Consider the following 23,495-nt stretch of genomic DNA (forward strand, 5'->3'; position numbering starts at 1 on the left):
TCTTGGTCACCTTGGTTTTTCCCATCTGGCGTTTTATCATCTTGACCTTCTGGTTTTGGTTCTTCTGTTTTGCCACCGTTAGGTTCTTCTGTTTTACACGTTCCGAACTTATCTAACGTTTCTTTCAATGTTTCCTGGCTCATATTGCTCCAGTCTGAAACAAAGCGGAAAACAACAACATCTCCAGATTTTAATTTATAACTATCCGCTCCAACTTCCGCAGATTTATCATTTACATCATACAGCCAGCCACTTGTAGCCCCGGCCATTAATCCATCAATGCCTTTTACATACGTTCCAAACGACATCGTTTCAGCTTCTACTTTGTCCCCCATGACTTTTTGCAGCAAGCTTAACGCTGTTTCCCCATCTTTAATTTGCTCTTCTTTCGGACATAACATAATGCCCTTTTGTGATTCACCAACAATTGCAAGTTTTGCTGTATTTCCTTCAGCAAACGTAATATGTACTGTATTCGCAAAAGAAACAAATACAAGTGTAACTGCCATTAACGACGTAAGCAGCCATTTTTTTAACATTGCCATCCCAAAATTTCCTCCCTTACTACTATTCACACAAAAAAAGGCCCTTCAAGGGCGTGCAATTGACACTCTTTTTTTGTAAGTGTCGAACAAACTGTGCAACACCTCCTACCCGCATCATTCGCGGCTATATTTGTATAGGAAAAATAATTTTGTTCATGAACGTATCATTGTGATAACATTCACTTTTCTAGGCACAACTTACTTCTATTTAAGTTATCGTAAAACGATAAACCTATACATTCTGTAAATTATAAATTTCTGTATTATTTTACTATTGACATAGAATTTTGTCCATGCTTTATCGGATTTATTTTCTAAGAATAGTAACTTACTAACCTTTAACGATGCAAACTTTTTTCACTAATAATGACGCCATCTTCATCCGCATACACATAATCATTTGGCTTCCATTCTACTCCTCCAAATTGCAATGAAATATTTCGTTCTCCTTTCCCTTCTTTTACACTTCTATTCGGCATTGTCCCTAACGCTAAAATACCTATATTAACATTCTTTAGTTCACTAGAATCACGAACATATCCATTCACAATAATTCCTGCTAGCTTTCTTTCTTCTGCAATAGCTGCCAAATTATCACCGAGTAACGCACAATTCGTAGACGCGCCGCCATCAACAACTAATACCGTTCCTTCTGGTAATGTTTGCAATCCTTCCTTCACTAGTACATTATCATCCTTCACTTTTACCGTTGCAATTTTCCCGTGAAATTGTTCTTTCTTCCCAAAAGACCGAAAAGATTGGCGACATATTTGTAATTCCTTTTCAAATTCATCACATAGATCCGTAGTTTTCCACATCTTTTTCCCTCTTTTCCTTTTACTTTCTATTTAACATATTCTTGGATTATTTTCGTTTCCCTGTCTAATGTTGCAATAATTTGTATGTGCGGGAAAGGACAGAAAAACTATTGCCTTAAGAAGCCACCTTTATTATAATCTATTTCACAGATAAATTTCAGAATATTGAAAATTAACAAAGTGAAAAAGGAGGGATTTTATGCAATTACAAACTGAGGTGAAAAAACAACCTAGTAAACGAAAGTTTAAAATGCCTGACGCGTACGTACTACTATTTTTTATTGCTTTACTTTGTGCAATAGCTACTTATTTCGTTCCTGCTGGAGAATTTAAAAGAGTTACTAACAGGACTGTTACAACGACAATACCAGGAAGTTACCATTCTGTTCCGCAATCACCGGTAGGGTTTGTTTCTTTTTTTACCGCTATTGAAAAAGGAATGACACTTGCTGCTCCTATCATCTTTTTAATTTTATTTACGGGCGGAGCTATTGCTATTCTTGAAAAAACAGGTGCTCTAGACGGTTTAATCTATCATGTAATTAACAAATTTCGTAATCAGCAATTCCTTTTCATTTGTATAGTCGCCGCACTCTTTTCTATTCTCGGAACGACTGGTATTATCGTTAACTCAGTTATCGGCTTTATCCCCATCGGCATCATCGTTGCACGCACATTGAAATGGGACGCTATCGTTGGCGTAGCAATTATTTATTTAGGCACTTATGCTGGTTTTAATGCTACTATATTATCGCCCTCACCTTTAGGTATTTCACAAAAAATCGCAGAACTTCCGATGTTTTCAGGAATTGGTTTACGCACAGCAATTTATCTCTCTTTTTTACTTGCTACCATTCTATATATTAATTGGTACGTAAAACGCTTAAAAAAATCGAATAAAGGAAGCATACTCGGAGATAACTGGTTTCCAAGTAATGCTCTTTCAAGTGGAAAAGAAGCGCAGAAAACAGAAGTTCCTTGGACAATACGTCATAAATTAATTTTACTCGTTTCAGCTTTATCATTAATTACATTTTTAATTGGCGCTTTTCGTCTACATTGGACAGACGCAGAAATGACTGCTACTTTTATTTTCATAGCAATTACAGCCGGAATAATAGGTGGCATGAAAGCAAACGATATCGCTTCTACTTTTCTAGCAGGCTGCCAAAATCTCATATACGGTGCTTTGATCGTCGGAATGGCTCGTTGTATTTCAGTCATTTTAGAACAAGGCAAATTACTTGATACAATTGTTAATCAACTCGCACAGTCTCTCGAAGGACAAAGCCCTGTATTTGGCGTTATCGGTATGTATGTAAGTAGTGCCGCATTACATTTCCTTATTTCATCCGGGACAGGTGAATCTGTTATTTTCATTCCGATATTAGCTCCATTAGCTGATTTCATGCACATTACACGCCAAGTTACAGTACAAGCTGTTATGCTCGGCGAAGGTGTAGTGAACTGCCTCAATCCAACTTCCGGTGTTTTAATGGGCGTTCTCGCAGCGAGCGGCATTTCTTACGGAAAATGGATTCGATTTATGGCCCCTCTTGCATTTATTTGGTTTATCATTGGACTTATTTTTCTTATTGTTGGGGTTAATATTGAGTGGGGACCGTATTAAAAACTATGACACTCTCTCCTTATTATTTCACCGTTATCTTATAGTAATGATAAAAAGGATTGATCATAATAATCAATCCTTTTCACTTTCATCTCTCAAAACTAAATTTCTGCATCTAATAAATTGTGCTCGTAGTCAAAAGAAGCATGGATTCTATGTCCTCCAAATAAATCTCCATCATTATATTCACAATATATATCATTTTCTCTCATTACAATGTCCATAAGCGTAATAGACTTCTCAAATGTTTCTTTCGTTATATCATACTCCCCTGCGTCTACAGCCTCCCAATTTAAATGTTCATCATTCTCATCATATTCAGGCCAAAAATCATTTTTATACTCTATTAATTCTTCCGCTATAGCGACCTTAGCATTTTTATCAAATTCCTCTAAGCATATATAGGGGTAGCACCACATCTCTATCAAGCTAAGCCCGTGTAACGTCAATGATAAGCAAGATTGTTTCTTTTTTCGAAAGTCTATACGTAGATGCTTTAAAGATTTGCATACGAAATAAACCCTAACGGGTTTCACTTTTTTGAATTAAGCGGCTTGATTATCAGACATGGTACAATTGTAAACGACACCTAATATATCAAAGACCGTTTTTTTCTCATATCGATGAGATTTCCGCCCGTTTTGCTGTAGGAGATTGAACAGGCGAAGTAAAACCTTTGATAGCTCTTGGGTGTTTTTTTGTATAGTTTGGAATAGAAGAAGAAGAAAATAGTCTTTAATCATATATATGGCTTTATACTCACTAAGCTCTCGTTTTTTCTTCATGAGGAGCAATTGGCGCATTTGGAACATGATAGAAGAACAGAGTAGAATGGCAATCAATTGACCATATAAATGGCACTCCAATCGTTCTGGTTTTATCTTTTTACAATGATGAATTTGAAAGAATGACTTCCACGTTTTAAATAAAATTTCGATTTGCCAACGCAAAGAATACCAGTCATGTACCTGTCCCATCGGGACAATATCTGTAGGGGTGTTTGTCATATATACATTGATACCACTGAGTCGTTTACTACGAGGAGAATACTTCATTCCTTTCTTTTTTTCTCTTACGGCTTGATCTTGTAATCGTTTTTGTTGCTGTTGTTTTGTTAATCGATGAACAATTACACGAGCTGGTACTTTATCAATCATTCCTACATAAGCATCAGCTATTTCACATGTTTTTCCTGGTTGAAGGGAGTTCATTAACGTCTCCATATCTATCTGTATATACTCTGTACCTTTCTTAATTCTTCCGTCTTGAAAATAATCAGGGTTAGGGTTTTTTTGATACATACGTGTATTCGACTTGATACGAGAGATATAGTAGGCCTCTTTATCTTGTATATATTGAAGGTCTTTTAAATGAAAATAACCTAAATCCCGGATACATAAATCATTCGCTGTCACAGTTGGGGCACAAAGGGAGCCGTAAGTGCGATCATGTTGTTTACCTGGACCTGTATGAATATGTAGGAACTGTCCACTTAACAAATCATACTCAAGTTGAATTTTTATCCCAGCTGTATGGTTGCATCCTCCTGCACCTGGATAAACCGATGAAAATACATCCGGGAGTTGAAATGCAGTTGAATCTAAAATACGAATACGCTTGAAAACAGAAGTGTATGGAGAAGAAATCGGCATAGATGTGGCCAATTTTTTGCTTAGTAGTTCGGCTAGTAGGTGTTGTAAAAGTTGGACGGCCGCCTTATTAAACCGTTGATTCAGTCCCTCAGGACTGATGAGTACTTCTGTTGATGCTTCTAAACAGCTAGATAACTGAGTTAAAGAAGTCATAGCTACATTTTGGCTCACCCATACACATAAAGCTACTAAATCTTTTGCTTGGTACTTACTGGTTCGTTGTACAAAACCAACATCTCTAGCAAGATCCCGTAAGGTATTTGGAGATAAAAAACTTTGAATCTCTTGAGCAAATAGTTGTAATTCATTGGATACAGAAATAGACATAAAAAACGCCATCCTTTCCTATGATTCTACAGAAAGAATAGCGTATTTTTTCTTTTTATGGATACATTTTTTTAGCTCGATGGCGATGTGGTGTTACCTCAAATATAATTATTTTATTTGAAGGTCTCTTTTAAATTTTTTTCAAATCTTTTCATAGGTTGATATACAAGGACGTGTAGTGATAAACCTATCACTGCAGTAATGTTTAAAATAATACTTATAATCATTAAAGACCATTCTATAGTTGGAGAAAAGTATCCGTTCGTACTTAATGTAGCAGAACTTACACCTAGTATTAAAATCACTATTAGTAAAGGTAAGTTTTTAACCAATTTGAATCCCCCCTTTAAATATAATATCTTTATATTATTATATCACACACTAGGTTATGTAATTAATATAAGATAGTTATCTATGGGAATTTAACATATTTTTTCGTTTTGGGGGTGACCTATTTTTTTAGCTTGATAGCGATGTGGTGCTACCCCATATAAAGCTTTTCTGCTCTTTTTATCATTTCATATACGTGTACATGCTCATTTCTAACATCCAATTCCCAATGTACTTTTCCTTCGTTTTGTTCATATGTATGAAAAGTTTCATTAAAGATAAACATTCCAATTCATTCACTTTTTATTGATTTTTCCATAATTTCATTTCCTTTCTATTCCCAAAAAAGAAACGGCTATATTTTAAGTAGTTATAGCCGTTGACTTTCATATTATATAAAACCCGCATTATGGAGAAAGTAAAACTTTAATTGGATTGCAGTGAAGTATCCTATACTTCACCCCTCTGCCGATAAAACAGCAAATTCCTCCCGTTTGGAGAGAGTCAATCCTTATTTTGTTTTTCTAACAATTGAATAATCCTATCTAACTTTTGCTCAACTGGATTTTGCTTTTTGCGATTACTAGTATGCAAAATTATACGTATAATTCCACCCAACAATACACCGATAATCAATGCAGTAATAGCGTAATAAATACTGGTTCCTAAAAACATTATTCAGACCCCTTTTTCCTTATTATACCATTAAGAAGAAGTGATATGTTGTGTACTTTCGGTTGTATATGTTATTCGTAATAAGTTAACATAATGTCTCATTGATGTTAATTTCCATACCTATTATTAACCGACAACAATCCGTCTTTTACAGGCAGTTACTCTCCTTTCCATCTCCCTCATATTCACTTAATGTTGATACAGGGATCTTATGCAAGATAAAATTCGTACTTATCCAATTCATAATTATTTCTTCCAGCATCGGATGAAGTGGCTTTCCCGCCCCTTCTTCATAATTCTTTTTAAACTCTAAAGCCTTGAAATCCCCCTCAAAACTTTTCAAACTATGATCCATATTTTTTATTACATGTACTTCAGAATCCCCTTGCACATAATCACCGATTCTCTTCGCTTTTTCAGGATTCGCCTGAAAGTCTTTATCACCAGCAATAGCTAGTACTGGACATGTTACTTGTTGTAAATCTTTATAAATGTCATGCTGAAAATGCTCTCTAAACCATTTTGCGTTCATCGGTTTAAAACCCACTTTAATCGTATCTTTTTCTGTGTTCATCATTTTCTCTTTTATTTTTTCCATCTGCTTCTCTCCACGTTTCTCCACACCGAGAAGGCGCATTAGTTTTCCCTTTATTCCTTTTTGTTCTTTTAATTCTTTATAAGCAATCTCTCTTTGTCTTTTCGTAGCTTCTTCTAACGATTCCGCAGCTCCTGTAAGAAGTATGAGTCCATTTACTGGTGTTCTTGCGTTTACTACAGTTGCCAACATACATCCTTCACTATGACCAGCTAAAATGATATTTTCTGGATCAACAAATGGCTGTTCTTTTAAATACGTAATCGTAGACTCTATATCATTAACTAAATCCCACATTCCAGTCTTTAGAAATTCTCCGTCACTCTTTCCTACTCCGCGCTTATCAAAACGAAGCGTCACTACTCCAAGCTTCGCCATTACATGTGCTAAATCTTTATATATGTTCGACTCAAGCTTTAGCGGTAATATCGTTCCATCACGATCAATTTCCCCAGATCCAGCAATAATGATAACCGCCGCATACTTCCCGCCAGCTTTCGGTTTAGTGAGTGTACCTTGCAACGTAAATTCACTATTTATCGCTACTTCATATTCATCGAAGGTCATTATATTAGTCCTCCTTCTATTCAGTTATATCTAATTTGAATTTCAAACTCGCTATTATATTTTTGTACTCTCTTTCATCTTTCATCGGAGTGAAAACTGGATTCTCTGCAATACTTTGTAACATGCTTCGCTTTATAATCTCTTCATTTCTAACTGTTTTAGCGCCGAGTGGAAATTCTGCAAACCATGCATCAATCGCATCAAAATAAGAATCTCCATGTAAATGTAGACTATTTACTGTGAAGCTTGCCGTACAAACTGCTACATATTTACGTAACATTTCTAATGCCTTTTCAAAATTCCCTTGCATACAATATACTTGTGCAGCAGCATAGTATACTTTTAAAGTCATATTGGGATGCAATGTTTCTATTTCATATATATCTATTAACATAAAAGCTCTATTTAAAATCACCTCTACCTTTTCAACGTTTGAGGCATTTACTACTACGTAATTTGGTATTGTCGCAACGAGTTGTATTAAATGTTGGTACATACTAATTTGCATTATTTCATTTGCCTTTTCAGCATTTCCAAGCATTTGATACGCTTGTGCGATTAGATCTTCCTCTGGAACGTTAGGACGTATCGTTCCGCCAAGTAATTGCAATACTTCATTCGGTTTATTGAGTATAAGATAGCAAGTTGCTTGAAACGATACCGCCTCTTTCACAAGAGAAACATCATCACTTTCTTCCTGCACTCTGCTAAAGAGATGCATTGCCTCTTCTAACATTTCAATTCTTTTATCCGTATCCTCTGTTAACATATGGTGATTAATAAAAAGTAGTCCCATTTGAAGTAATAACGGAAAACAAGAATAATATTTTTTAATTATTTCTCTGCACTCCATCATTACTTCATCAAACGGTTTTTCACTAAAAGCTTCCGCTAGTCTATGATATAAATCCCTAATATCTTCTGGTTCCATTTGCGGTGTATAACAGATTAGTTCATCTATACTTATATTAAAGTACGATGCTAACAGTGGTAAAAATGTAATATCCGGATAACTCTGCCCTGTCTCCCACTTAGAAACAGATGCCTTCGTAATACCGATATACGCCGCTAACTCTTCCTGTGTAATTCCCTTTTCTTTTCTCTTATCCGCAATTATTTTATGAATGTTTATCTCCTTCACACCATCACCTCATACTTTTATTATATGTTCTTTTTTCACACAAAATATAGATTTAAAGTCGACTTTCGTTAACAAAATCAACTGTTAGGAAACATGTCTCTAAAATCAAAGAGTCTGTCCCAAAAGGTGCTTTTTAGCCAAAATCTAATAAAAAGCGAAAGGCAGAAACGCTGATTTTATAACGTTTCTGCCTTTTCAATTTCATGTGATCTTACTTCGAAAGAGACTTATGAGACAGCCTCTTTTTATTGTGGGGTACCGATACATAGCCACCTAGCTAAGATTTTGAAGTACTTCAAAATCAAAAACCTCATCTCATCACAGTTTTCTATGGGAATCCAGTGAACAGCTTATTTACATAATTATCGTTATTGGAAGTTGGATAACTTTGCCCATCCCCCGAAAAAGGGGAATAATACAGGATCGACAATTTCTATCTTTTTTATTAACTTTAAATTTATTTAAATAAATCTTTTTAAATATTCGCCAAATATTTTATTCATAACTTTGGGGGTGTTTTCTAAATAAACATTAATTTGTTCAATGTTCGATTCAAATTTATCAGAGTTACTTTCATCTGTTGGAAAATCAGAAATTCCTTTTATAATAATGCACTCAACATCATTCTTCTTACAGATATAAGCAATTGCGCCCGCTTCTGTATCGGCTATTATTATTTCGTTTTCTTTAAGTTCTAAATAGTCCTTCCACATAACTACTGCTTTATCAGCGGTGCCAATTGTTCCGGTATAAAAATCATTTCCATATTTTGATAGATCAATATCGACTATGAAGGATTGTTTAATAAAAGGCTCAATTTCTTTTACTGTGCAATCATATTGAACGGCTTTATCGGGTACAAAAATATCCAAATTATTGAACTTATTATCTATTCCTGCACATGTCCCAGCAACGATTACTTTAGTTAAATTAAATTTGGAAATCATATACTGATTACCACCAACACCATTTACTTTTCTTACACCGGTACTATAAAAAACAAGTTCAGTATTATTAATTGTTCTCATGAAATACTCGCCATAAGGATAACCAAAACATTCGTTATCTTTTATGCTAAAGTATTCCAATGTCGCTTCATATTCCCACTTGGTTGCTATACTTATTCCTATCATCGACTTATCACCCTACAATATTCTAAATTAAGCTCAATACTTTCCATAGCTTATTCCCCCTTTTTCGGGGGGAATGGGCAAAGAAACCCATATAGCATTATTCTTTTTTTGATTTATAAAGTCCTTTTCTTATTGAACTATCTTGCCAGTTAGTCGAACAAGAACTATCTCATTTTTCGGGTGAATATCTTATACATATGTAGTTAACATAACGTCTCATTATCAGTAGCAAGGAAAAAGGAGAACCCTGCTCTCACAAGGGAACCTTCTTTTTTATTTCTATGAATCTATACATGTTTTATACATTCCTATCCTAACGCTGTTTTAGTGTTCTTGCTTATTACTGGATTAGCAAAAAAATCGTATATAATCTTGCATGCTCTTAGCATAGTTTTTTCAAACATACTGGCATTCCCGAATATTCGCTTTCTGATGGCATTTCTTAAACTTTCATTAAAACACTCTCCCCTCCTTTGTCTATCTTTGTGAGTAACTCTTCTTGTTTATTTAAAGTCCTCCCCCCAAAGCCAAACAAATGATTCAGTTTATCCAGTATGTAAATAAAAAGGATAATCCCCCCCTAATGGACTAACTATCCTATAACTTCTTATCTAAACTTAATAAAACTAGAACTTCTTTTCCTATGTATCATTATTTCGTTATTTCACCAAACTGAGCTCTCGTAACTTTCACCAAGTCATCCACTTTCAGCTCAATTTGTACACCAATTTTCCCGCCGCTTACAATGATCGTTTCAAGTGATTGAGCACTCGCATCAATACATGTAGAAAATAACTTCTTCATTCCGACTGGTGAACAACCGCCGCGAATGTATCCTGACACTTTCGTAATATCTTTTACAGGAATCATTTCAATTTTCTTTTCACTTACTGCTTTTGCAGCAGCTTTTAAATTTAGTTCCTCATCTACCGGAATAATAAACACATGATAATTTTTACTATTTCCTTGAGCGATTAACGTTTTATATACTTCTTTCACTTCTCGTCCAATTTTCCCGGCTACTGATACGCCGTCAATTTTCCCATCATCTGGATCATATGACATCATCGAATATTCAATTTTTTCTTTATCTAATATTCGCATCGCATTTGTTTTATCTTTTTTCATAACGTTCTCCTTAAAAGGTTATTTCATATTATTAAGTTTTATTATACACCCTTTTCCATTTCTCCTACATAACTTCACGTATATTTCAAAACTAAAAATATTGATAATTCAAAAATCATCTGCTATACTTTGAAAAAACCTTATGTTAAGGAGAGATTTATAATGCGAAATGTTAATACTTCTTTCCAACTTCATCATCATACGTAACGCCGTGTATCCGAAGAAAAATTTTTCTTCGTGGGTACAGGGCTTTTCCTGTTGACCCACGAAGCGTTCATAAAGCTATGTGGGTATTCTTATACCTGCATAGCTTTTTTTAATTTAAGAAGGAGTGATTACTATGGAAATGAAAAACGTAAAAGGAACGAAAGACTATTTACCAGAGGAACAAGTGTTACGAAATAAAATTAAAAGAGCCTGTGAAGATACGTTTGAACGATACGGATGTAAACCGTTAGAAACACCAACGTTAAATATGTATGAGCTTATGTCTTACAAGTACGGCGGTGGTGATGAAATTTTAAAAGAAATATATACGCTTCAGGATCAAGGAAAACGTAACCTTGCCTTACGCTATGATTTAACAATTCCATTCGCAAAAGTCGTTGCAATGAATCCGAACATCCGCCTCCCTTTTAAACGGTATGAAATTGGAAAAGTATTTCGAGATGGGCCAATTAAACAAGGAAGATTTCGTGAGTTTATACAATGTGATGTTGATATAGTCGGTGTAGAGTCTGTCATGGCAGAAGCGGAACTTATGAGCATGGCATTTGAACTGTTCCGAACGTTAAACTTAGAAGTAACGATCCAATATAATAACCGAAAATTGTTAAACGGTATTCTCGAATCTATTAACATCCCTACTGAACGAACGAGTGACGTCATTTTATCATTAGACAAAATCGAAAAGATTGGGATAGATGGTGTACGAAAAGATGTATTAGAGCGCGGAATTTCTGAAGAAATGGCTGATACGATATGTAATACTGTTTTATCTTGTCTAAAGCTTACAATTGCTGACTTTAAAGAAGCTTTCAATAATCCCCTCGTTGCCGATGGAGTAAACGAATTACAACAATTACAACAATATTTAATCGCTCTTGGAATAAATGAAAATGCTATATTTAATCCGTTTTTAGCGCGAGGACTGACAATGTATACAGGTACCGTGTATGAAATCTTTTTAAAAGATGGCTCAATTACATCCAGCATCGGTAGCGGAGGACGATACGATAATATTATTGGGGCATTCCGTGGTGATAATATGAATTATCCAACAGTCGGTATTTCATTCGGTTTAGACGTTATTTATACAGCACTATCACAGAAAGAAACGATATCATCTACAGCGGATGTATTTATCATCCCGCTCGGAACAGAATTACAATGCTTACAAATCGCCCAGCAATTACGTTCTACCACTTCCTTAAAAGTCGAACTTGAACTAGCAGGACGTAAATTAAAACGTGCCCTTAATTATGCCAATAAAGAGAATATCCCTTATGTGCTTATTATTGGGGAAGACGAACTTAGTACAGAAACTGTTGTGCTCCGGAATATGAAGGAAGGTAGTGAGGTGAAGGTTCCACTTTCTTCTTTAAAAGACAATACACTAAATAAGTATTTTAATACGTCTACTACGTTATGATTGTGAATTGTTTTCAAAATGTAAATGTTATAATAAAAAACTCCATTAAAAATAATGGAGTTTTTTCGCACAATTTAATTTTGTTTAAATATAAATGTCTGTTTATACTTTCTTTCCGCCTCACAGTCTTTTTGTCCATTTTCCAACGCTTTAGAAGGCTTTTCTTGCCAAGTTATAATAACTTCAAGTTCATCAGACTGAACCGATATAGGAAAATTCGCATGATTAAAAGCAACTTCTTTACTTAACACATGATCTTTTTTAGAAGTGAAAAGTTCATACTTCGTCTGGGAATCTGGTTCATTTCGAAATACTTCAACGGTTACATGATAAGCGTCCTTCCCGATATCTTGAACCTCGAAACCATACGTATCAAAAACATCCTTTTTAGCTGTCACTAAACCAGTTTTTTTATCAGGTTGCTTAATTTCTATTTTCCATCGATCTGACGTTTGAGAAATCGGTAAATGCTTTGGAGAAAAAGCATGAACAGTGAAAGAACTTCCAATTACGAAACAAAATATGCATAAGAACGAAAAAAGCATTTTTTGCATTATGATAACCTCCATTGTTTTAAGTTTTGAATTACTGTTCCCTAAAAGCAATGGATATATTATCCCTTAAACGAAAAGCACCTTCATCCCTTTATAGAATCTCGTATACAAGTTTTTAAACAACTGAGATTAACTTAATAATCTAGTCAAATATTTTCCACCTACTGTCTGATCAATGTGGATAACGTCCCTTCCCCTTATTGAGTTGGTTTTTCTATTTTATAGATAACCAATAATTAGTTAACATAAAAAAATTATATTCTACTAAAATCTACAAATATATAATATCCAATCACCTATTATTTTTGGTAATATATAGATATTGATTATTTTAGGAGGATTCACTTTGAAAACCTACATCCAAGCACTAAAGTGGACTACAGGGATCTATCATCTTTTATTACTTCCTTGTTATTATTTATTTCTAAGTCACGTTAACCTATATGGGATACCTTTACTTCTATTGATTGTGTTACATATCACTACTATTTTATTAGCTAAAAAAGTAGACATGAATACGTACCCTCATTATATCGGCATTATCGTTACTCTAGTTGCCTTCTTTCCTTATATAGTAATCGTTCTACATATTATAACAGCCATTTTCCTTTTATTAGATGCGGCTTCTATGAATGCAAAAGAAGTGTATGATTCATAACAGGATAAAATGAAACTTTAATCAGTAGAGTTTTGAAGTCAGTTAGCAAATTGCAAAATTTACATAATAACGTTATTGCTAACACCCAAAAAGGATTTACTTTTTAAGTAAATCCTTTTTCAAATTCCCCTCCTTACTCCAGACCAATAAAAGAATATTCTGTTTAATTTTTATAAATTTCTAAATATTTATAAAGTATTCAAATTAACATACATTTTAGTTATGTAAAAAACTAAGTGTAAAGGAGATGAATTCATGCTAAAAAAATTGATAGTAGGTGCAGTAGTAGCCATTTCATCATTAACTGTAGGGTTAGGATCAGTATCAGCTAGTACCGAAAAGGATTATTCGATTACCTCTTTTGAATATGTAACTGTAGATGAAAAAACTGTCGATGCGTTTAACAAATTTGGTGCTCCGTCAAAGGAAGACGTAAAAATAACGTTAGTTCTACCGAAACAAAATCAAAATGGAGACTGGTTATCTTATGGATTTTCGAGCAAAGAAAGTTTAGAGTCTTTTATTAAAAAAGATAAACAAAGATTGAATCATACAATCACTCCCCTTGGGGTTGGCGGGAGCGGACCTAATAGTACAGACTTCTATGAACATGCAAATAAAGGTGGCGAGTATTTTTCTCTTAGTAGTGGTTTTAAAAATTTGCCTCCTAGTTGGCAAAATAGAATTTCTTCTGTAAGTACAGCGTCCCCTACTGCTAGCTATTCAACAACTCTATGGGAACATACTTCAACTGAAGGATATGGAAAAGGTGTTGTTTTTAAACACGCTGATTGGTATGGAAAAACTGTAAACTTGAATGACTTCGCAATTTCAGCAGTTGATGTTAAAAAGTAAAAAACATGAAAATAAAAGGTGGCTTCACATATGGAAAACACCTTTTATTTCTACAACTCTTAACTATTATTTTTCGTATTCCTACTCTCCAAAACTCTCTCCATATTATGAGTTGCCCATTCCATCATTAATAGAATCATTGGACGAAGCGATTCACCAAGCTCGGTTAACGAATATTCTACTTTCGGGGGGACTTCACGGTACACTTCACGATGTATAATACCATCTGCTTCAAGTTCTCTTAGCTGCAGTGTTAACATTCTTTGCGTGATATTAGGTTTTAATCTTTTTAATTCATTAAACCTCTTTGTACCATCTAATAAATGATACAAAATAACCCCTTTCCATTTCCCACCAATAACCTCAACCATAGCTTCAACTGGACAAGAATATTTATTTAGAAATGGGTAATTCACATTATTTTCGTTTGAACAATCCATAATAAATCCCTTCCCTTAACATTAGTATCTTTTTTGATACTATACCACATAAATGTGCGTACTTGTGTCTATGTTACTTTAAAAATATAATTTACTTACAAAATAAATGAATGGAAAGAGGAACTTTTATGACAAATACAAACCAATTTACAAAAGAAAAAATTATGGAGGCTTTTCATTTCAGACATGCATGTAAAGAGTTCGATCCTATGCAAAAAATTTCAGAAGAGGATTTTAATTTCATTTTAGAAACAGGCAGATTATCTCCTTCTTCTTTCGGATATGAACCTTGGAAATTTGTTATCGTACAAAATAAAGAAGTAAGAGAAAAACTACAACCATATTCATGGGGTGCTGGTGGGCAACTTGCAACAGCTAGCCACTTTGTCATTGTTCTTTCAAGAAATATTAAAGATATGCATTATGATGCGGAGTATATTAAACATATGATGAACGATATTATTGAATTACCTGAAGACACACAAAAAATTAGATATGAATTCTTCAAAAAGTTCCAGGAATCAGATTTTAACTTATTACAATCCGACCGTGCTGTATTTGATTGGGCATCTAAGCAAACTTATATTGCTTTAGGTAATATGATGACGAGCGCAGCTCAAATCGGTATTGATTCTTGTCCAATAGAAGGATTTGATAAAGAGAAAGTAGATTCTTTACTTCGTCAAGAAGGCATTATAAAAGATGATAACTTTGAAGTATCTGTTATGGTTGCCTTTGGTTACCGTAAAGAAGAGCCAAAACGTGATAAAACAAGACAGACGATGGATGCAATTGTTGAATGGATTTAATAAGATAACACGCGCTCCTTATAGCTGCATACCCATACGAAAGAAGTAGAAGTTCATTTTTCTTATGTATGAAATTAGTTTTTCATGGAAAACTATATTAGTATGTATGCAGTTTAAACGCTCTATTTATTAGAGTTGGACAGGAGGAGAATGAATATGTCTGATATTGAAGTTGGCGAAGTGTTTACTCTTAGTGATGAAAATAACGAAGAGCAAGAAGTAGAAGTACTTGGAGCGATGGATGTCGAAGGCGCAGAATATATTGCCGTTGCCTTTGTGGAGGATATCCAAACAGAAACTGAGGAAGACATTGATATTTTCTTTTTAAAAGTAGAAGAAGATAGCGAATTCTCATACATTGAGAATGATGAAGAGTTTGAAAAAGTATCTGCTGCGTTTGAAAAGATTTTGGATGAGCAAGAGCAAGAAGAATAAGAATGAAACAGACGAGGGCGGATGCATATCCGCCCTCTTTTAATTTATCACGCATCCAAAGACTTATGCAGCAATTCCAGTACATCTTTCATCACAAAAGGACCGTCTTTTTTCACATGCTCAGCGAATTCAGAAACGAGACGTAATGTTTTTACACTTTCAATCGGATGCTCGCCTGACGCACTTTCAGCAGAAAGCATAACAGCATTCGTTCCGTCCAGTACAGCTTGAAACACATCAGTCACTTCAGCTCTTGTTGGAATAGAATGCTCTACCATGGATTGCAGCATTTGTGTCGCTGTAATAACATATGTATTCGTTCGATTACATTCCTGAATCATCATTTTCTGCAAAAGCGGGATAAACTGGAACGGCAACTCTACTCCTAAATCGCCCCTTGCAATCATAATCCCATCTGCTTCTTTACATATATCTTGAAAATTTTCAATCGCTTCCATCGTTTCTATTTTGGCAATTAAATTAGGTGATGTTTCTTTATACTGTTGTATGAAATCTCGTATTTCTTTTATATGGCTAGGTTTTCTTACGAAAGAACATGCGATAAAATCAACACCCTCTTCTAAAAGAAACTGAATGTCTTTTTTATCTTTCTCTGTAATAGCCGGTAAACGAACGATTGCGCCTGGTAAGTTCACCCCTTTATGAGATGAGATATTACCACCTACTTTGACCTTTGTTTCTATTTTATCCGTACTGACCTTCTCAACGATTAACTCAACTTCACCATCATTCATTAAAATTCTACTTCCGACTTTCACATCATTCGCGATCCCTTCATAATCAACACTTGCTTCCGTACTACTTCCTGTAACTGGTTGCGTATGTAAAATAAAAGAATCTCCCGCCTGAAGCGTAATTTGTTCTCCTTTTATTTCACCTAACCTTATTTTAGGACCTTGTACATCGCCTAAAATTTTAATAGAATCGTCTAACGATTTGACTAAACGAATAATATCTTTATGACTTTCATGCGTGCCATGTGATAAATTTAGCCGAACAATTTTCATACCTTTGCTTATTAACTGCGATAACGTTTCTTTCTTATTGCTTGCTGGCCCAATTGTACAAATTCGATCGATTGTCACTCTTATCACCATCCTTTTTCGTTAGGATTCCCATAAACTTTCATTACACTCTCAACATAAAAAAAGCCTACTCCCACAAGTAGGCTTTTGAAACTACGAAAGTTTCGTTAATAACTGATTTAAATCTTTTTTCGTTTTCGTCGTCAATGACTTCATTTTAGTAATATCTATCTTTTCTTTCTCCGCTCCTACAATTAACGGATACATACTTTGTCCAATTGTTTTAGATTCAGCTGGGTGTGATGTTTCTAACTCTTTCTCAATTACATCCCACTTTGCATTAATTTGTTTTCCAAGTTTATTTACTGTTTCTAATTTCGGATTAGCAGCTAATTGCTTGTCTAAACTATCAATTAATGCAGCAACTTCTTTTACATTTGTTTTCACCGCTACGTTTTTCTTCGGATCTTTCGTTGTTTTTCCGTCTGAGTTTGTACTTGTACTTTGATCTGTTGTTTTCCCGCTAGTCGTTTGATCATTCGTCTTTCCTGTCGTCTCTTTTTCTTTTGTTTTTACATTCTCATTTTGAGTTGATGTTTTACCGTTACTTTCTGTTCCTGATGATTCTTTCGTATTTTTTGCATCTTTATCTGTTTTTTCATTTGAAGAAGTATTTGTTTCTTTTTCAGTATCTTTCGTTGTTTTTGACGCTTCGTCTGCACTTGTCGTTTTTGCCTCTCCTTCATTTTGCGCTGTTACTTGCTCTTTCTTTTCTGTTTCTTTATCTGCTGACGGACTACAAGCTGCCATAGTAAGCATTGTACCAATTGTTATCGATGCGATAGCGACCTTTTTCATTTTCATATAAATCCCCCTATGTTTACGTAATTTATCCTCCCCTTTACGATTCGATTTCCCCTTAAAAAATCCCTTTTCATACGAATTATCATTTTTCCGACAGTAATCTTCATAATAATACGTACAAAAACTGATAAAACAATTTAAATATTCGAGTTTCTTCTACTTCATTTTTCTTCTCTTTACTAAAAGAAAAAGAGTATATTGTCATATAAAGAATTACGATCCTTATATGACGATATACTCTTCTATCAAATTTTTCTCTTTCTTGACATTTTATTTATACAAAAAAATAAAATTTTCTTTCGTTTTTTTGTTTCTCAACAATTATTAACATAATATATTTATGAGTAACCACCATTCGAATGAATAATTTGCCCTGTAATCCATTTTGCTTCTTCACTAACTAAAAAAGAAATTAAGCGTGCTGCATCCACCGGTTCTCCTACTTTACCTTGTGGAAACTTCCATACTAAATGATGATTCAGCTCCTCTGTAATCCATCCTGTATTCGTTGGTCCTGGATCAACAGCATTCACTGTAATCCCCTTCTCCATCGCAACTGGTGCTACTGATTTTGTAAATGCTTCAATTGCTCCTTTCGTCGCTACGTATGCTAGTTCCTCAGGCATTGGCCCGAGTGACTGCCCTGAAGTAAGATTAATAATACGGCCACTCGCCTTGCTTGCATAATGTTTTATAAATAATGAACTTAATAACATAGTAGCGCGAACATTTACTGTATAATGTTTATCTAACTGCTCTACATTTAATTCTTCGATTCTCGTATGAGTAGCATACGCTGCATTATTAATTAAAATAGATGGATCGCCTAAACGTTCTGATACCATATAAAACAAACGATTTGGCGAATATGACTGCGATAAATTGATTTCTGCCATTTCACATCGAACACCTAAACTTTCAATCTCCTCTTTCAACAAAAAGGGCTCTTTTTCATGCATTCCCCACGGCATCGCTTTATCATACTGAGACCAGTACGTGAAAAAAATGTCTATTCCTTTTTGAGCAAGCACCTTGCATACAGCTGCACCAATTCCATTCAGACGAGTTGCCCCTGTTACAATTGCTATTTTCTTCACCTTTTCTCCTCCACCTATGGATAAATCCTCTGCACGAATACAGAGGATCTATCTTTTTATTCAATATTTGACAATATACGTTCTGCACCTAATTTTAAAATTTTAATAAAGATATAATTTACAATCGTAAACATTACAAATAAAACGATAAACATAACCCACAGTCCGACATGAAGGAAGAAGTATAATAGACTTACTCCCGCTACAATAACTAAAGCTATTAAAATATTAGCTAAAAAATTCCACAAAGTTGTATAGCGGCTCTTAAATAATTTCTGCTCTGTATCCCAATGTATATCTGCAGTTTGTGCATCCCAGCGTGTGCCGATTAAATTAATTAGTAATAAACCGTTCGCACTTAATAAGAACCAAAGAACCATAAATACTGGAGAAATTCCCGCTACAACTGCCATCGTAATACCGAACACTGCTAAAATAATTACATTAATTAACCAAGCCGTGATTGCCTTTGCAAAAAAGATATCCGAAGCTTTTACAGGTAAATATCGATTTACAAACCAAGAGCTTCCATCACGTGAGAATGAAGTTGTTGCGATGACGTTACTTCCCATTAAAAATAGCGATGCACAAAGACCAACGCCAATTGCAAGTCCTGCTGATTTTGGATTATCAATATATCCCGTGATCCATTTTAAATTCCCATCTTGCACGAATAAAATGAAGAACAACATAATCGGCATAACGAAAGTTTGTACGATACAATTTAAGAAAAATTGTGGTGTACGGAATAACGTTTTAAATTCTTTTTTCACATATGCTTTCAAATGTGAACTTTGTACCGTAGATTTCTGTAAGCCTTCTGCTGAAATGACCTCTTTTTTTGCTGTACTCGTTGAAAGTCCAATAACCCCTTTTAAATATGTACGCTCTGCAATGTAATAAAACAACACAAAAAATACAAATGAAATAAGTGCAAAGATTATTACATATAAAGGACCCTTCCAATTTGCATTTTCTACTAATGCTACTGCTCCAAAATATGTAGTTGGAAAATAGTTTGTCATTTGTACTAAAAGAGAAGACTGGTTATTTGCAAGGTAATCCGCAATTGCATCTTCAGAAAACGAACTTTTATTTTTCCACTGTAAAAACACATTAATTCCTACAATAAATAGTATACTTACGATTCCAATAAATATATTTCCTCGGTCTTTATTTTTCCCTATATTTGTATACCTCATAATAACTGTCATGAGTAATGAAGCTAATACTAACGGCACAATCGGGAAGAGTATGTAAATAAAAATCATGTATATGTAATATGTAATAAATGCGCCACTTTTTAAACCGTACGTAATGAAGATTGGTAGTAAAATGAATGAACTCATTACGTATTGTGTAATTAATACTGTTAAAAATTTTGCCGAAATAATTTGCGCTGGTTTTAATGGTAATGGTAATAACATTTCAATGTCATTGCTGTAGTAAAATACAGTTAAAATGTTCGTAATACTCATTAAAAATACCCATATACTCGCAATCGCAAGTCCCATTGCGATAATCATTCCTGGATCTTGCCCTAAATGTATCATTCCCTCATACATTGCATGCGTGATAGAACCAAACAGTAAAAAGCCGACAAATAAAATAGCTATAAATGAAAATACGTACGCCGCTCGTTTCTTCTTATCTGTTAAAAAATCTGCATAATTTAATTTCAATAATACTTTCGTTAACGTCCAAATTTTACTCATTGCCCGTCATCTCCAAGAACATTTTTTCAAGTGATTCGTTGGATTTAAAATGATCTCTCATTTCATCTAAATTCCCTTTGAACTGCAAATTCCCCTTATTAATAATCGCGACGCGGTCACATAATTTTTCTGCCACTTCTAATACGTGTGTAGAGAAGAATACAATCTTTCCTTTATCCGCATGTTCTCTCATCATTTCTTTTAAAATATATGCAGATTTCGGATCAAGCCCAGTTAACGGTTCATCTAAAATCCATACATCTGGCTCATGCACGAGCACACCAATAATAACGATTTTTTGTCTCATACCGTGCGAGTAACTTTGAATTTGATCCGATAAAGCATTGTAAAGATCAAATTTCTTCGCTAAAGTCTCGATTCGTTCTTGGCGTACTTCTTTCGGCACTTCATACATATCTGCCATAAAGTTCAAATATTCAATTCCCTTTAATCGTAAAAACATATCTGGACTATCTGGAACATAGCCAAACGTCCTTTTCGCCTCCATCGGATTTTTCATAATATCTATACCATTAATCGTAATCGTCCCTTTGTCCACCCCGTGAATACCAGTAATCATCTTAATTGTCGTTGATTTACCCGCACCATTCGGTCCTAAAAATCCAAAGATTTCTCCGCTAGGCACAGATAAACTTAAATCTTTTACCGCATAGGTAGACCCATTATAACTTTTTGACACATTCGTAATCTCAATCATTCCATCCAATCCTTTCCTTAATTACCAAATAACTATATTAACATTATAGCATACTTCTATTTTTAGATTTTTATATTTTTTCAGTTTTTTAACCTTTAAAATAAATATACAAACCTAATCCAACGATTAAAACGACAGCTAGTATAATATAAATCATCGTAAGCCTTCTAATATTCCCCTTTGTCGCTTTACTATAATTTGCATCACCATTTCGCCCAATTAACACCGTTGCCACTACAGTAATGACTACAAGTAATACAACGATCATGATCCAAGTTAACATGCCTTCCTCCCCCTCCTTACAACCATTTTACAATATTATCCTCTTTGTTTCGCAGTATATTTCCTCTTTTTACTATTATTATGAAAAGAATTGGAAAACTATTATTACTATACATTTTCGTATGTGATATATTTATAACATAATATGAATTATTTCTAACATTGAAAGGAGAATCTATCGTGAAAACAACTTGGATTAAATATTTAGGGTTTCTCGGTTTCTTCGGTTTCCTCGGCTTTTTTTATGAAAAAGGATTGTTTACTATGTTTTGTTTCTTCTCCTTTTTCACAACGTATAGAACGGTTCAACACGATGAACTGTTTGAACAAATCGTCAATAAATCGTGCCGTAATGCTTTTATCGTTACATTACTAACTACTGCTATCATTTTGTTTATTGAAATGTTATTTCCAAACCCATTACTACAAGAGATTGATATCGCCCTTATTTTCAGCACACTCATTCTTACGTTCGGGTTCTCTATGTTCTTTTACGATAAACCTGTTGACGAAATGGAAGATGCACCATGGCGTTCGTAACGAAAATAAAAGAATATCGCGCTAAATTGAACATGACACAAGAAAATTTAGCAAAGAGCGTTGGTGTACGTCGTGAAACAATTAGCCACCTTGAAAAAGGAAAATACAACCCTTCCTTGCAGCTTGCTCACGATATAGCGAAGGCACTTCAAAGTACGATTGATGAAGTTTTTATTTTTGAGGATGAATAAGAAATACCGGCATTCTTTTCACAAAGAATGCCGGTATTTTTCATTTATACAACTATCACCCATACAAAACCGCATGAAATACGCCCAACAGTAAATATTGGTCTTCTATATAATCTTCATCGTATACATTCATCTCGATGTGATACATATCTTCCTCAAGACGAATATTCCAATCTGCAATTACATAGCCCTTTTTTAATAACTTTCCCATCCCAAAAGTAGTTTTATGAACAACATATTCTTCTCTCTTATACGTAAAGGTAAATAAGAAATTTGCATCCAATAACTTTCCGTCACATACAAGTATTTCATGCTCTGCATCATGATTATCATTGTACGTTACTAAAATCCTTCTTTGGCGCTGCCTACTTACATCCTTTGCAATAACGCGAACATTGTCCTTACTATCCTTTATTTCATAAATGATATTACTACCGACTTTCGGAATAAAGTCTAGCACTTTCATCAACGTATTTTTATAATAGCCCCGTACTGCGCCTACTCTTTCGCTTTCATTATAAACCTCTATTGACGTCGTATCTGCTTTACTATCACACAGTCGTTTGTAAGAAAGCTGCATCATTTGCTCTCCTCTTAAGTACTGATCAAACGTCACAGGATATTCTATTGCGCGCAGTTCTTTATTTAACTCATATAAATAGCGTTGAACACTCTCCACTAATGTTGTAGTAGAGATACTCTCCTGAAGCTCAAATTGTTGCCAACTGGAAGAAACTCTCCACTGATTGTCCTCTTCATAAGAGAAACTAAGAATGATCTCTTCACGGTCAGGCGTTTCATAATTCATATGTACATTCTGCCCATGTTGCACTTGCTCCATCCACTGTCCTAAATAAATGCCGAGCTCTGCGACCTTCACACATGACTTTTGAAAAAATACGCTGTTACTCGCGTGAATCGTTACATCCCCTTCGATAAAGCCCTTTGAATAAGCATCATACCGCGGCTCATCTTTCTGTGGGATATTCTTGTCTAACTCAAATAAAAACTTTAACATTCTTTATTCACCTCTAGTTGTTACACAGCTCTTTCCTAAATTGACCGCAGCAATTCAAAATATATCAACGATTTTTTCGAT

Annotated in this window: 26 protein-coding genes and 2 pseudogenes; 8 read left to right on the forward strand and 20 right to left on the reverse strand. The window is 34.5% G+C overall.

Annotation, left to right across the window (positions count from 1 at the left end):
- A partial coding sequence (locus tag MR083_RS06865; RefSeq protein ID WP_242268762.1) for a DUF4430 domain-containing protein occupies positions 1-545 on the reverse strand: 545 nt, incomplete at its 3' end.
- A gap of 338 nt (positions 546-883) precedes the next feature.
- The gene (gene rraA / locus MR083_RS06870) at positions 884-1,363 is read right to left on the reverse strand and encodes a ribonuclease E activity regulator RraA (protein ID WP_000266043.1); all 480 of its coding nucleotides are present in this window, start codon (positions 1,361-1,363) and stop codon (positions 884-886) included.
- Between the two features lie 199 nt (positions 1,364-1,562).
- On the opposite strand from rraA, the gene MR083_RS06875 reads away from it, so the two are divergent.
- The gene (locus MR083_RS06875; protein ID WP_001176965.1) at positions 1,563-2,993 is read left to right on the forward strand and encodes a YfcC family protein; all 1,431 of its coding nucleotides are present in this window, start codon (positions 1,563-1,565) and stop codon (positions 2,991-2,993) included.
- Positions 2,994-3,094: 101 nt separating this feature from the next.
- Here MR083_RS06875 and MR083_RS06880 read toward each other — a convergent pair.
- The 9 genes and pseudogenes from MR083_RS06880 to ybaK form a co-directional block, all read right to left on the reverse strand.
- Positions 3,095-3,397 (reverse strand): annotated as a pseudogene (locus MR083_RS06880) (DUF2262 domain-containing protein); the annotation flags it as partial.
- Between the two features lie 141 nt (positions 3,398-3,538).
- Entirely contained in the window at positions 3,539-4,972 is a 1,434-nt protein-coding gene (locus MR083_RS06885; RefSeq protein WP_242268841.1) for an IS4-like element ISBce7 family transposase, read from the reverse strand.
- Between the two features lie 113 nt (positions 4,973-5,085).
- Entirely contained in the window at positions 5,086-5,304 is a 219-nt protein-coding gene (locus MR083_RS06890; RefSeq protein ID WP_000240386.1) for a hypothetical protein, read from the reverse strand.
- 155 nt (positions 5,305-5,459) lie between these two features.
- A pseudogene (locus tag MR083_RS28325) lies at positions 5,460-5,588 on the reverse strand (DUF2262 domain-containing protein); the annotation flags it as partial.
- Positions 5,589-5,806: 218 nt separating this feature from the next.
- Complete coding sequence (locus MR083_RS06895) at positions 5,807-5,977, reverse strand: DUF4083 family protein (protein WP_000478432.1); 171 nt, start codon at positions 5,975-5,977, stop codon at positions 5,807-5,809.
- 148 nt (positions 5,978-6,125) lie between these two features.
- A complete protein-coding gene (locus MR083_RS06900) occupies positions 6,126-7,139 on the reverse strand; it encodes an alpha/beta hydrolase family protein (RefSeq protein ID WP_242268764.1) in 1,014 nt (337 codons plus the stop codon).
- Positions 7,140-7,155: 16 nt separating this feature from the next.
- Positions 7,156-8,280: a helix-turn-helix domain-containing protein gene (locus MR083_RS06905; protein WP_242268766.1), complete on the reverse strand. Its 1,125-nt coding sequence runs from the start codon at positions 8,278-8,280 to the stop codon at positions 7,156-7,158.
- 461 nt (positions 8,281-8,741) lie between these two features.
- Positions 8,742-9,413 (reverse strand): 5'-methylthioadenosine/S-adenosylhomocysteine nucleosidase family protein, encoded by a 672-nt coding sequence (locus tag MR083_RS06910; RefSeq protein WP_242268767.1) that lies wholly within the window; start codon positions 9,411-9,413, stop codon positions 8,742-8,744.
- A 651-nt stretch (positions 9,414-10,064) separates the two neighbouring features.
- Complete coding sequence (gene ybaK / locus MR083_RS06915) at positions 10,065-10,541, reverse strand: Cys-tRNA(Pro) deacylase (RefSeq protein WP_000710870.1); 477 nt, start codon at positions 10,539-10,541, stop codon at positions 10,065-10,067.
- Between the two features lie 340 nt (positions 10,542-10,881).
- Here ybaK and MR083_RS06920 point away from each other — a divergent pair, with 340 nt between their 5' ends.
- A complete protein-coding gene (locus MR083_RS06920; RefSeq protein WP_242268769.1) occupies positions 10,882-12,192 on the forward strand; it encodes a histidine--tRNA ligase in 1,311 nt (436 codons plus the stop codon).
- Between the two features lie 74 nt (positions 12,193-12,266).
- Here the strand turns inward: MR083_RS06920 and MR083_RS06925 are convergent, their stop codons facing one another.
- The gene (locus MR083_RS06925; protein WP_242268771.1) at positions 12,267-12,746 is read right to left on the reverse strand and encodes a hypothetical protein; all 480 of its coding nucleotides are present in this window, start codon (positions 12,744-12,746) and stop codon (positions 12,267-12,269) included.
- A 346-nt stretch (positions 12,747-13,092) separates the two neighbouring features.
- Between MR083_RS06925 and MR083_RS06930 the strand changes: the two genes are divergently transcribed.
- Both MR083_RS06930 and MR083_RS06935 read left to right on the forward strand, forming a co-directional pair.
- Positions 13,093-13,404, forward strand: a complete 312-nt coding sequence (locus tag MR083_RS06930; protein WP_242268773.1) for a hypothetical protein — start codon at positions 13,093-13,095, stop codon at positions 13,402-13,404.
- A gap of 255 nt (positions 13,405-13,659) precedes the next feature.
- Entirely contained in the window at positions 13,660-14,259 is a 600-nt protein-coding gene (locus MR083_RS06935) for a hypothetical protein (protein WP_242268775.1), read from the forward strand.
- Positions 14,260-14,318: 59 nt separating this feature from the next.
- Here the strand turns inward: MR083_RS06935 and MR083_RS06940 are convergent, their stop codons facing one another.
- A complete protein-coding gene (locus MR083_RS06940; protein WP_242268777.1) occupies positions 14,319-14,699 on the reverse strand; it encodes a winged helix-turn-helix transcriptional regulator in 381 nt (126 codons plus the stop codon).
- A 128-nt stretch (positions 14,700-14,827) separates the two neighbouring features.
- Between MR083_RS06940 and MR083_RS06945 the strand changes: the two genes are divergently transcribed.
- The gene (locus tag MR083_RS06945; RefSeq protein WP_242268779.1) at positions 14,828-15,508 is read left to right on the forward strand and encodes an NAD(P)H-dependent oxidoreductase; all 681 of its coding nucleotides are present in this window, start codon (positions 14,828-14,830) and stop codon (positions 15,506-15,508) included.
- A gap of 150 nt (positions 15,509-15,658) precedes the next feature.
- Positions 15,659-15,943 (forward strand): DUF1292 domain-containing protein, encoded by a 285-nt coding sequence (locus tag MR083_RS06950; protein ID WP_074567512.1) that lies wholly within the window; start codon positions 15,659-15,661, stop codon positions 15,941-15,943.
- 47 nt (positions 15,944-15,990) lie between these two features.
- Here MR083_RS06950 and MR083_RS06955 read toward each other — a convergent pair whose 3' ends face one another.
- From MR083_RS06955 to MR083_RS06980, 6 genes are all read right to left on the reverse strand, one after another.
- The gene (locus MR083_RS06955) at positions 15,991-17,061 is read right to left on the reverse strand and encodes a pyruvate kinase (protein ID WP_242268781.1); all 1,071 of its coding nucleotides are present in this window, start codon (positions 17,059-17,061) and stop codon (positions 15,991-15,993) included.
- 81 nt (positions 17,062-17,142) lie between these two features.
- Positions 17,143-17,853, reverse strand: coding sequence for a hypothetical protein (locus MR083_RS06960; protein ID WP_000782547.1), 711 nt, complete (start codon positions 17,851-17,853; stop codon positions 17,143-17,145).
- A 338-nt stretch (positions 17,854-18,191) separates the two neighbouring features.
- A complete protein-coding gene (locus MR083_RS06965; protein WP_062822392.1) occupies positions 18,192-18,950 on the reverse strand; it encodes an SDR family oxidoreductase in 759 nt (252 codons plus the stop codon).
- A gap of 56 nt (positions 18,951-19,006) precedes the next feature.
- Positions 19,007-20,665, reverse strand: a complete 1,659-nt coding sequence (locus tag MR083_RS06970; RefSeq protein ID WP_242268783.1) for a putative ABC transporter permease subunit — start codon at positions 20,663-20,665, stop codon at positions 19,007-19,009.
- Positions 20,658-21,383 carry an ABC transporter ATP-binding protein gene (locus MR083_RS06975; protein ID WP_000570196.1) on the reverse strand — a complete coding sequence of 242 codons (726 nt, stop codon included), beginning with the start codon at positions 21,381-21,383 and terminating at the stop codon, positions 20,658-20,660. The genes MR083_RS06970 and MR083_RS06975 overlap by 8 nt, the downstream gene beginning before the upstream one ends.
- A gap of 88 nt (positions 21,384-21,471) precedes the next feature.
- The gene (locus MR083_RS06980) at positions 21,472-21,666 is read right to left on the reverse strand and encodes a hypothetical protein (protein ID WP_000958869.1); all 195 of its coding nucleotides are present in this window, start codon (positions 21,664-21,666) and stop codon (positions 21,472-21,474) included.
- A 179-nt stretch (positions 21,667-21,845) separates the two neighbouring features.
- Here MR083_RS06980 and MR083_RS06985 point away from each other — a divergent pair, with 179 nt between their 5' ends.
- The gene (locus MR083_RS06985) at positions 21,846-22,205 is read left to right on the forward strand and encodes a DUF3796 domain-containing protein (protein WP_242268785.1); all 360 of its coding nucleotides are present in this window, start codon (positions 21,846-21,848) and stop codon (positions 22,203-22,205) included.
- On the forward strand, positions 22,193-22,396 hold the full coding sequence (locus tag MR083_RS06990; RefSeq protein ID WP_242268787.1) for a helix-turn-helix transcriptional regulator: 204 nt from the start codon (positions 22,193-22,195) through the stop codon (positions 22,394-22,396). The genes MR083_RS06985 and MR083_RS06990 overlap by 13 nt, the downstream gene beginning before the upstream one ends.
- A 55-nt stretch (positions 22,397-22,451) precedes the next feature.
- Here the strand turns inward: MR083_RS06990 and MR083_RS06995 are convergent, their stop codons facing one another.
- Positions 22,452-23,414 carry a tubby C-terminal domain-like protein gene (locus MR083_RS06995; RefSeq protein WP_242268789.1) on the reverse strand — a complete coding sequence of 321 codons (963 nt, stop codon included), beginning with the start codon at positions 23,412-23,414 and terminating at the stop codon, positions 22,452-22,454.
- Positions 23,415-23,495: the final 81 nt, after the last annotated feature.

It is taken from the genome of Bacillus cereus group sp. BfR-BA-01408, from assembly GCF_022663305.1.
In the GTDB taxonomy this organism is placed as follows: Bacteria; Bacillota; Bacilli; order Bacillales; family Bacillaceae_G; genus Bacillus_A; species Bacillus_A pacificus.

Bases quoted from the DNA above. Each gene is read 5' to 3' on its own strand.
- MR083_RS06945 (WP_242268779.1), top strand. From the start codon at position 14,828: ATGACAAATACAAACCAATTTACAAAAGAAAAAATTATGGAGGCTTTT.
- MR083_RS06955 (WP_242268781.1), bottom strand. From the start codon at position 17,061: ATGGTGATAAGAGTGACAATCGATCGAATTTGTACAATTGGGCCAGCA.
- MR083_RS06910 (WP_242268767.1), bottom strand. From the start codon at position 9,413: ATGATAGGAATAAGTATAGCAACCAAGTGGGAATATGAAGCGACATTG.
- MR083_RS06940 (WP_242268777.1), bottom strand. From the start codon at position 14,699: ATGGATTGTTCAAACGAAAATAATGTGAATTACCCATTTCTAAATAAA.
- MR083_RS06995 (WP_242268789.1), bottom strand. From the start codon at position 23,414: ATGTTAAAGTTTTTATTTGAGTTAGACAAGAATATCCCACAGAAAGAT.
- MR083_RS06935 (WP_242268775.1), top strand. From the start codon at position 13,660: ATGCTAAAAAAATTGATAGTAGGTGCAGTAGTAGCCATTTCATCATTA.
- MR083_RS06975 (WP_000570196.1), bottom strand. From the start codon at position 21,383: ATGATTGAGATTACGAATGTGTCAAAAAGTTATAATGGGTCTACCTAT.
- MR083_RS06900 (WP_242268764.1), bottom strand. From the start codon at position 7,139: ATGACCTTCGATGAATATGAAGTAGCGATAAATAGTGAATTTACGTTG.
- MR083_RS06960 (WP_000782547.1), bottom strand. From the start codon at position 17,853: ATGAAAATGAAAAAGGTCGCTATCGCATCGATAACAATTGGTACAATG.
- MR083_RS06875 (WP_001176965.1), top strand. From the start codon at position 1,563: ATGCAATTACAAACTGAGGTGAAAAAACAACCTAGTAAACGAAAGTTT.
- MR083_RS06895 (WP_000478432.1), bottom strand. From the start codon at position 5,977: ATGTTTTTAGGAACCAGTATTTATTACGCTATTACTGCATTGATTATC.
- MR083_RS06925 (WP_242268771.1), bottom strand. From the start codon at position 12,746: ATGCAAAAAATGCTTTTTTCGTTCTTATGCATATTTTGTTTCGTAATT.
- MR083_RS06990 (WP_242268787.1), top strand. From the start codon at position 22,193: ATGGCGTTCGTAACGAAAATAAAAGAATATCGCGCTAAATTGAACATG.
- MR083_RS06920 (WP_242268769.1), top strand. From the start codon at position 10,882: ATGGAAATGAAAAACGTAAAAGGAACGAAAGACTATTTACCAGAGGAA.
- MR083_RS06980 (WP_000958869.1), bottom strand. From the start codon at position 21,666: ATGTTAACTTGGATCATGATCGTTGTATTACTTGTAGTCATTACTGTA.
- ybaK (WP_000710870.1), bottom strand. From the start codon at position 10,541: ATGAAAAAAGATAAAACAAATGCGATGCGAATATTAGATAAAGAAAAA.
- MR083_RS06950 (WP_074567512.1), top strand. From the start codon at position 15,659: ATGAATATGTCTGATATTGAAGTTGGCGAAGTGTTTACTCTTAGTGAT.
- MR083_RS06970 (WP_242268783.1), bottom strand. From the start codon at position 20,665: ATGAGTAAAATTTGGACGTTAACGAAAGTATTATTGAAATTAAATTAT.
- rraA (WP_000266043.1), bottom strand. From the start codon at position 1,363: ATGTGGAAAACTACGGATCTATGTGATGAATTTGAAAAGGAATTACAA.
- MR083_RS06885 (WP_242268841.1), bottom strand. From the start codon at position 4,972: ATGTCTATTTCTGTATCCAATGAATTACAACTATTTGCTCAAGAGATT.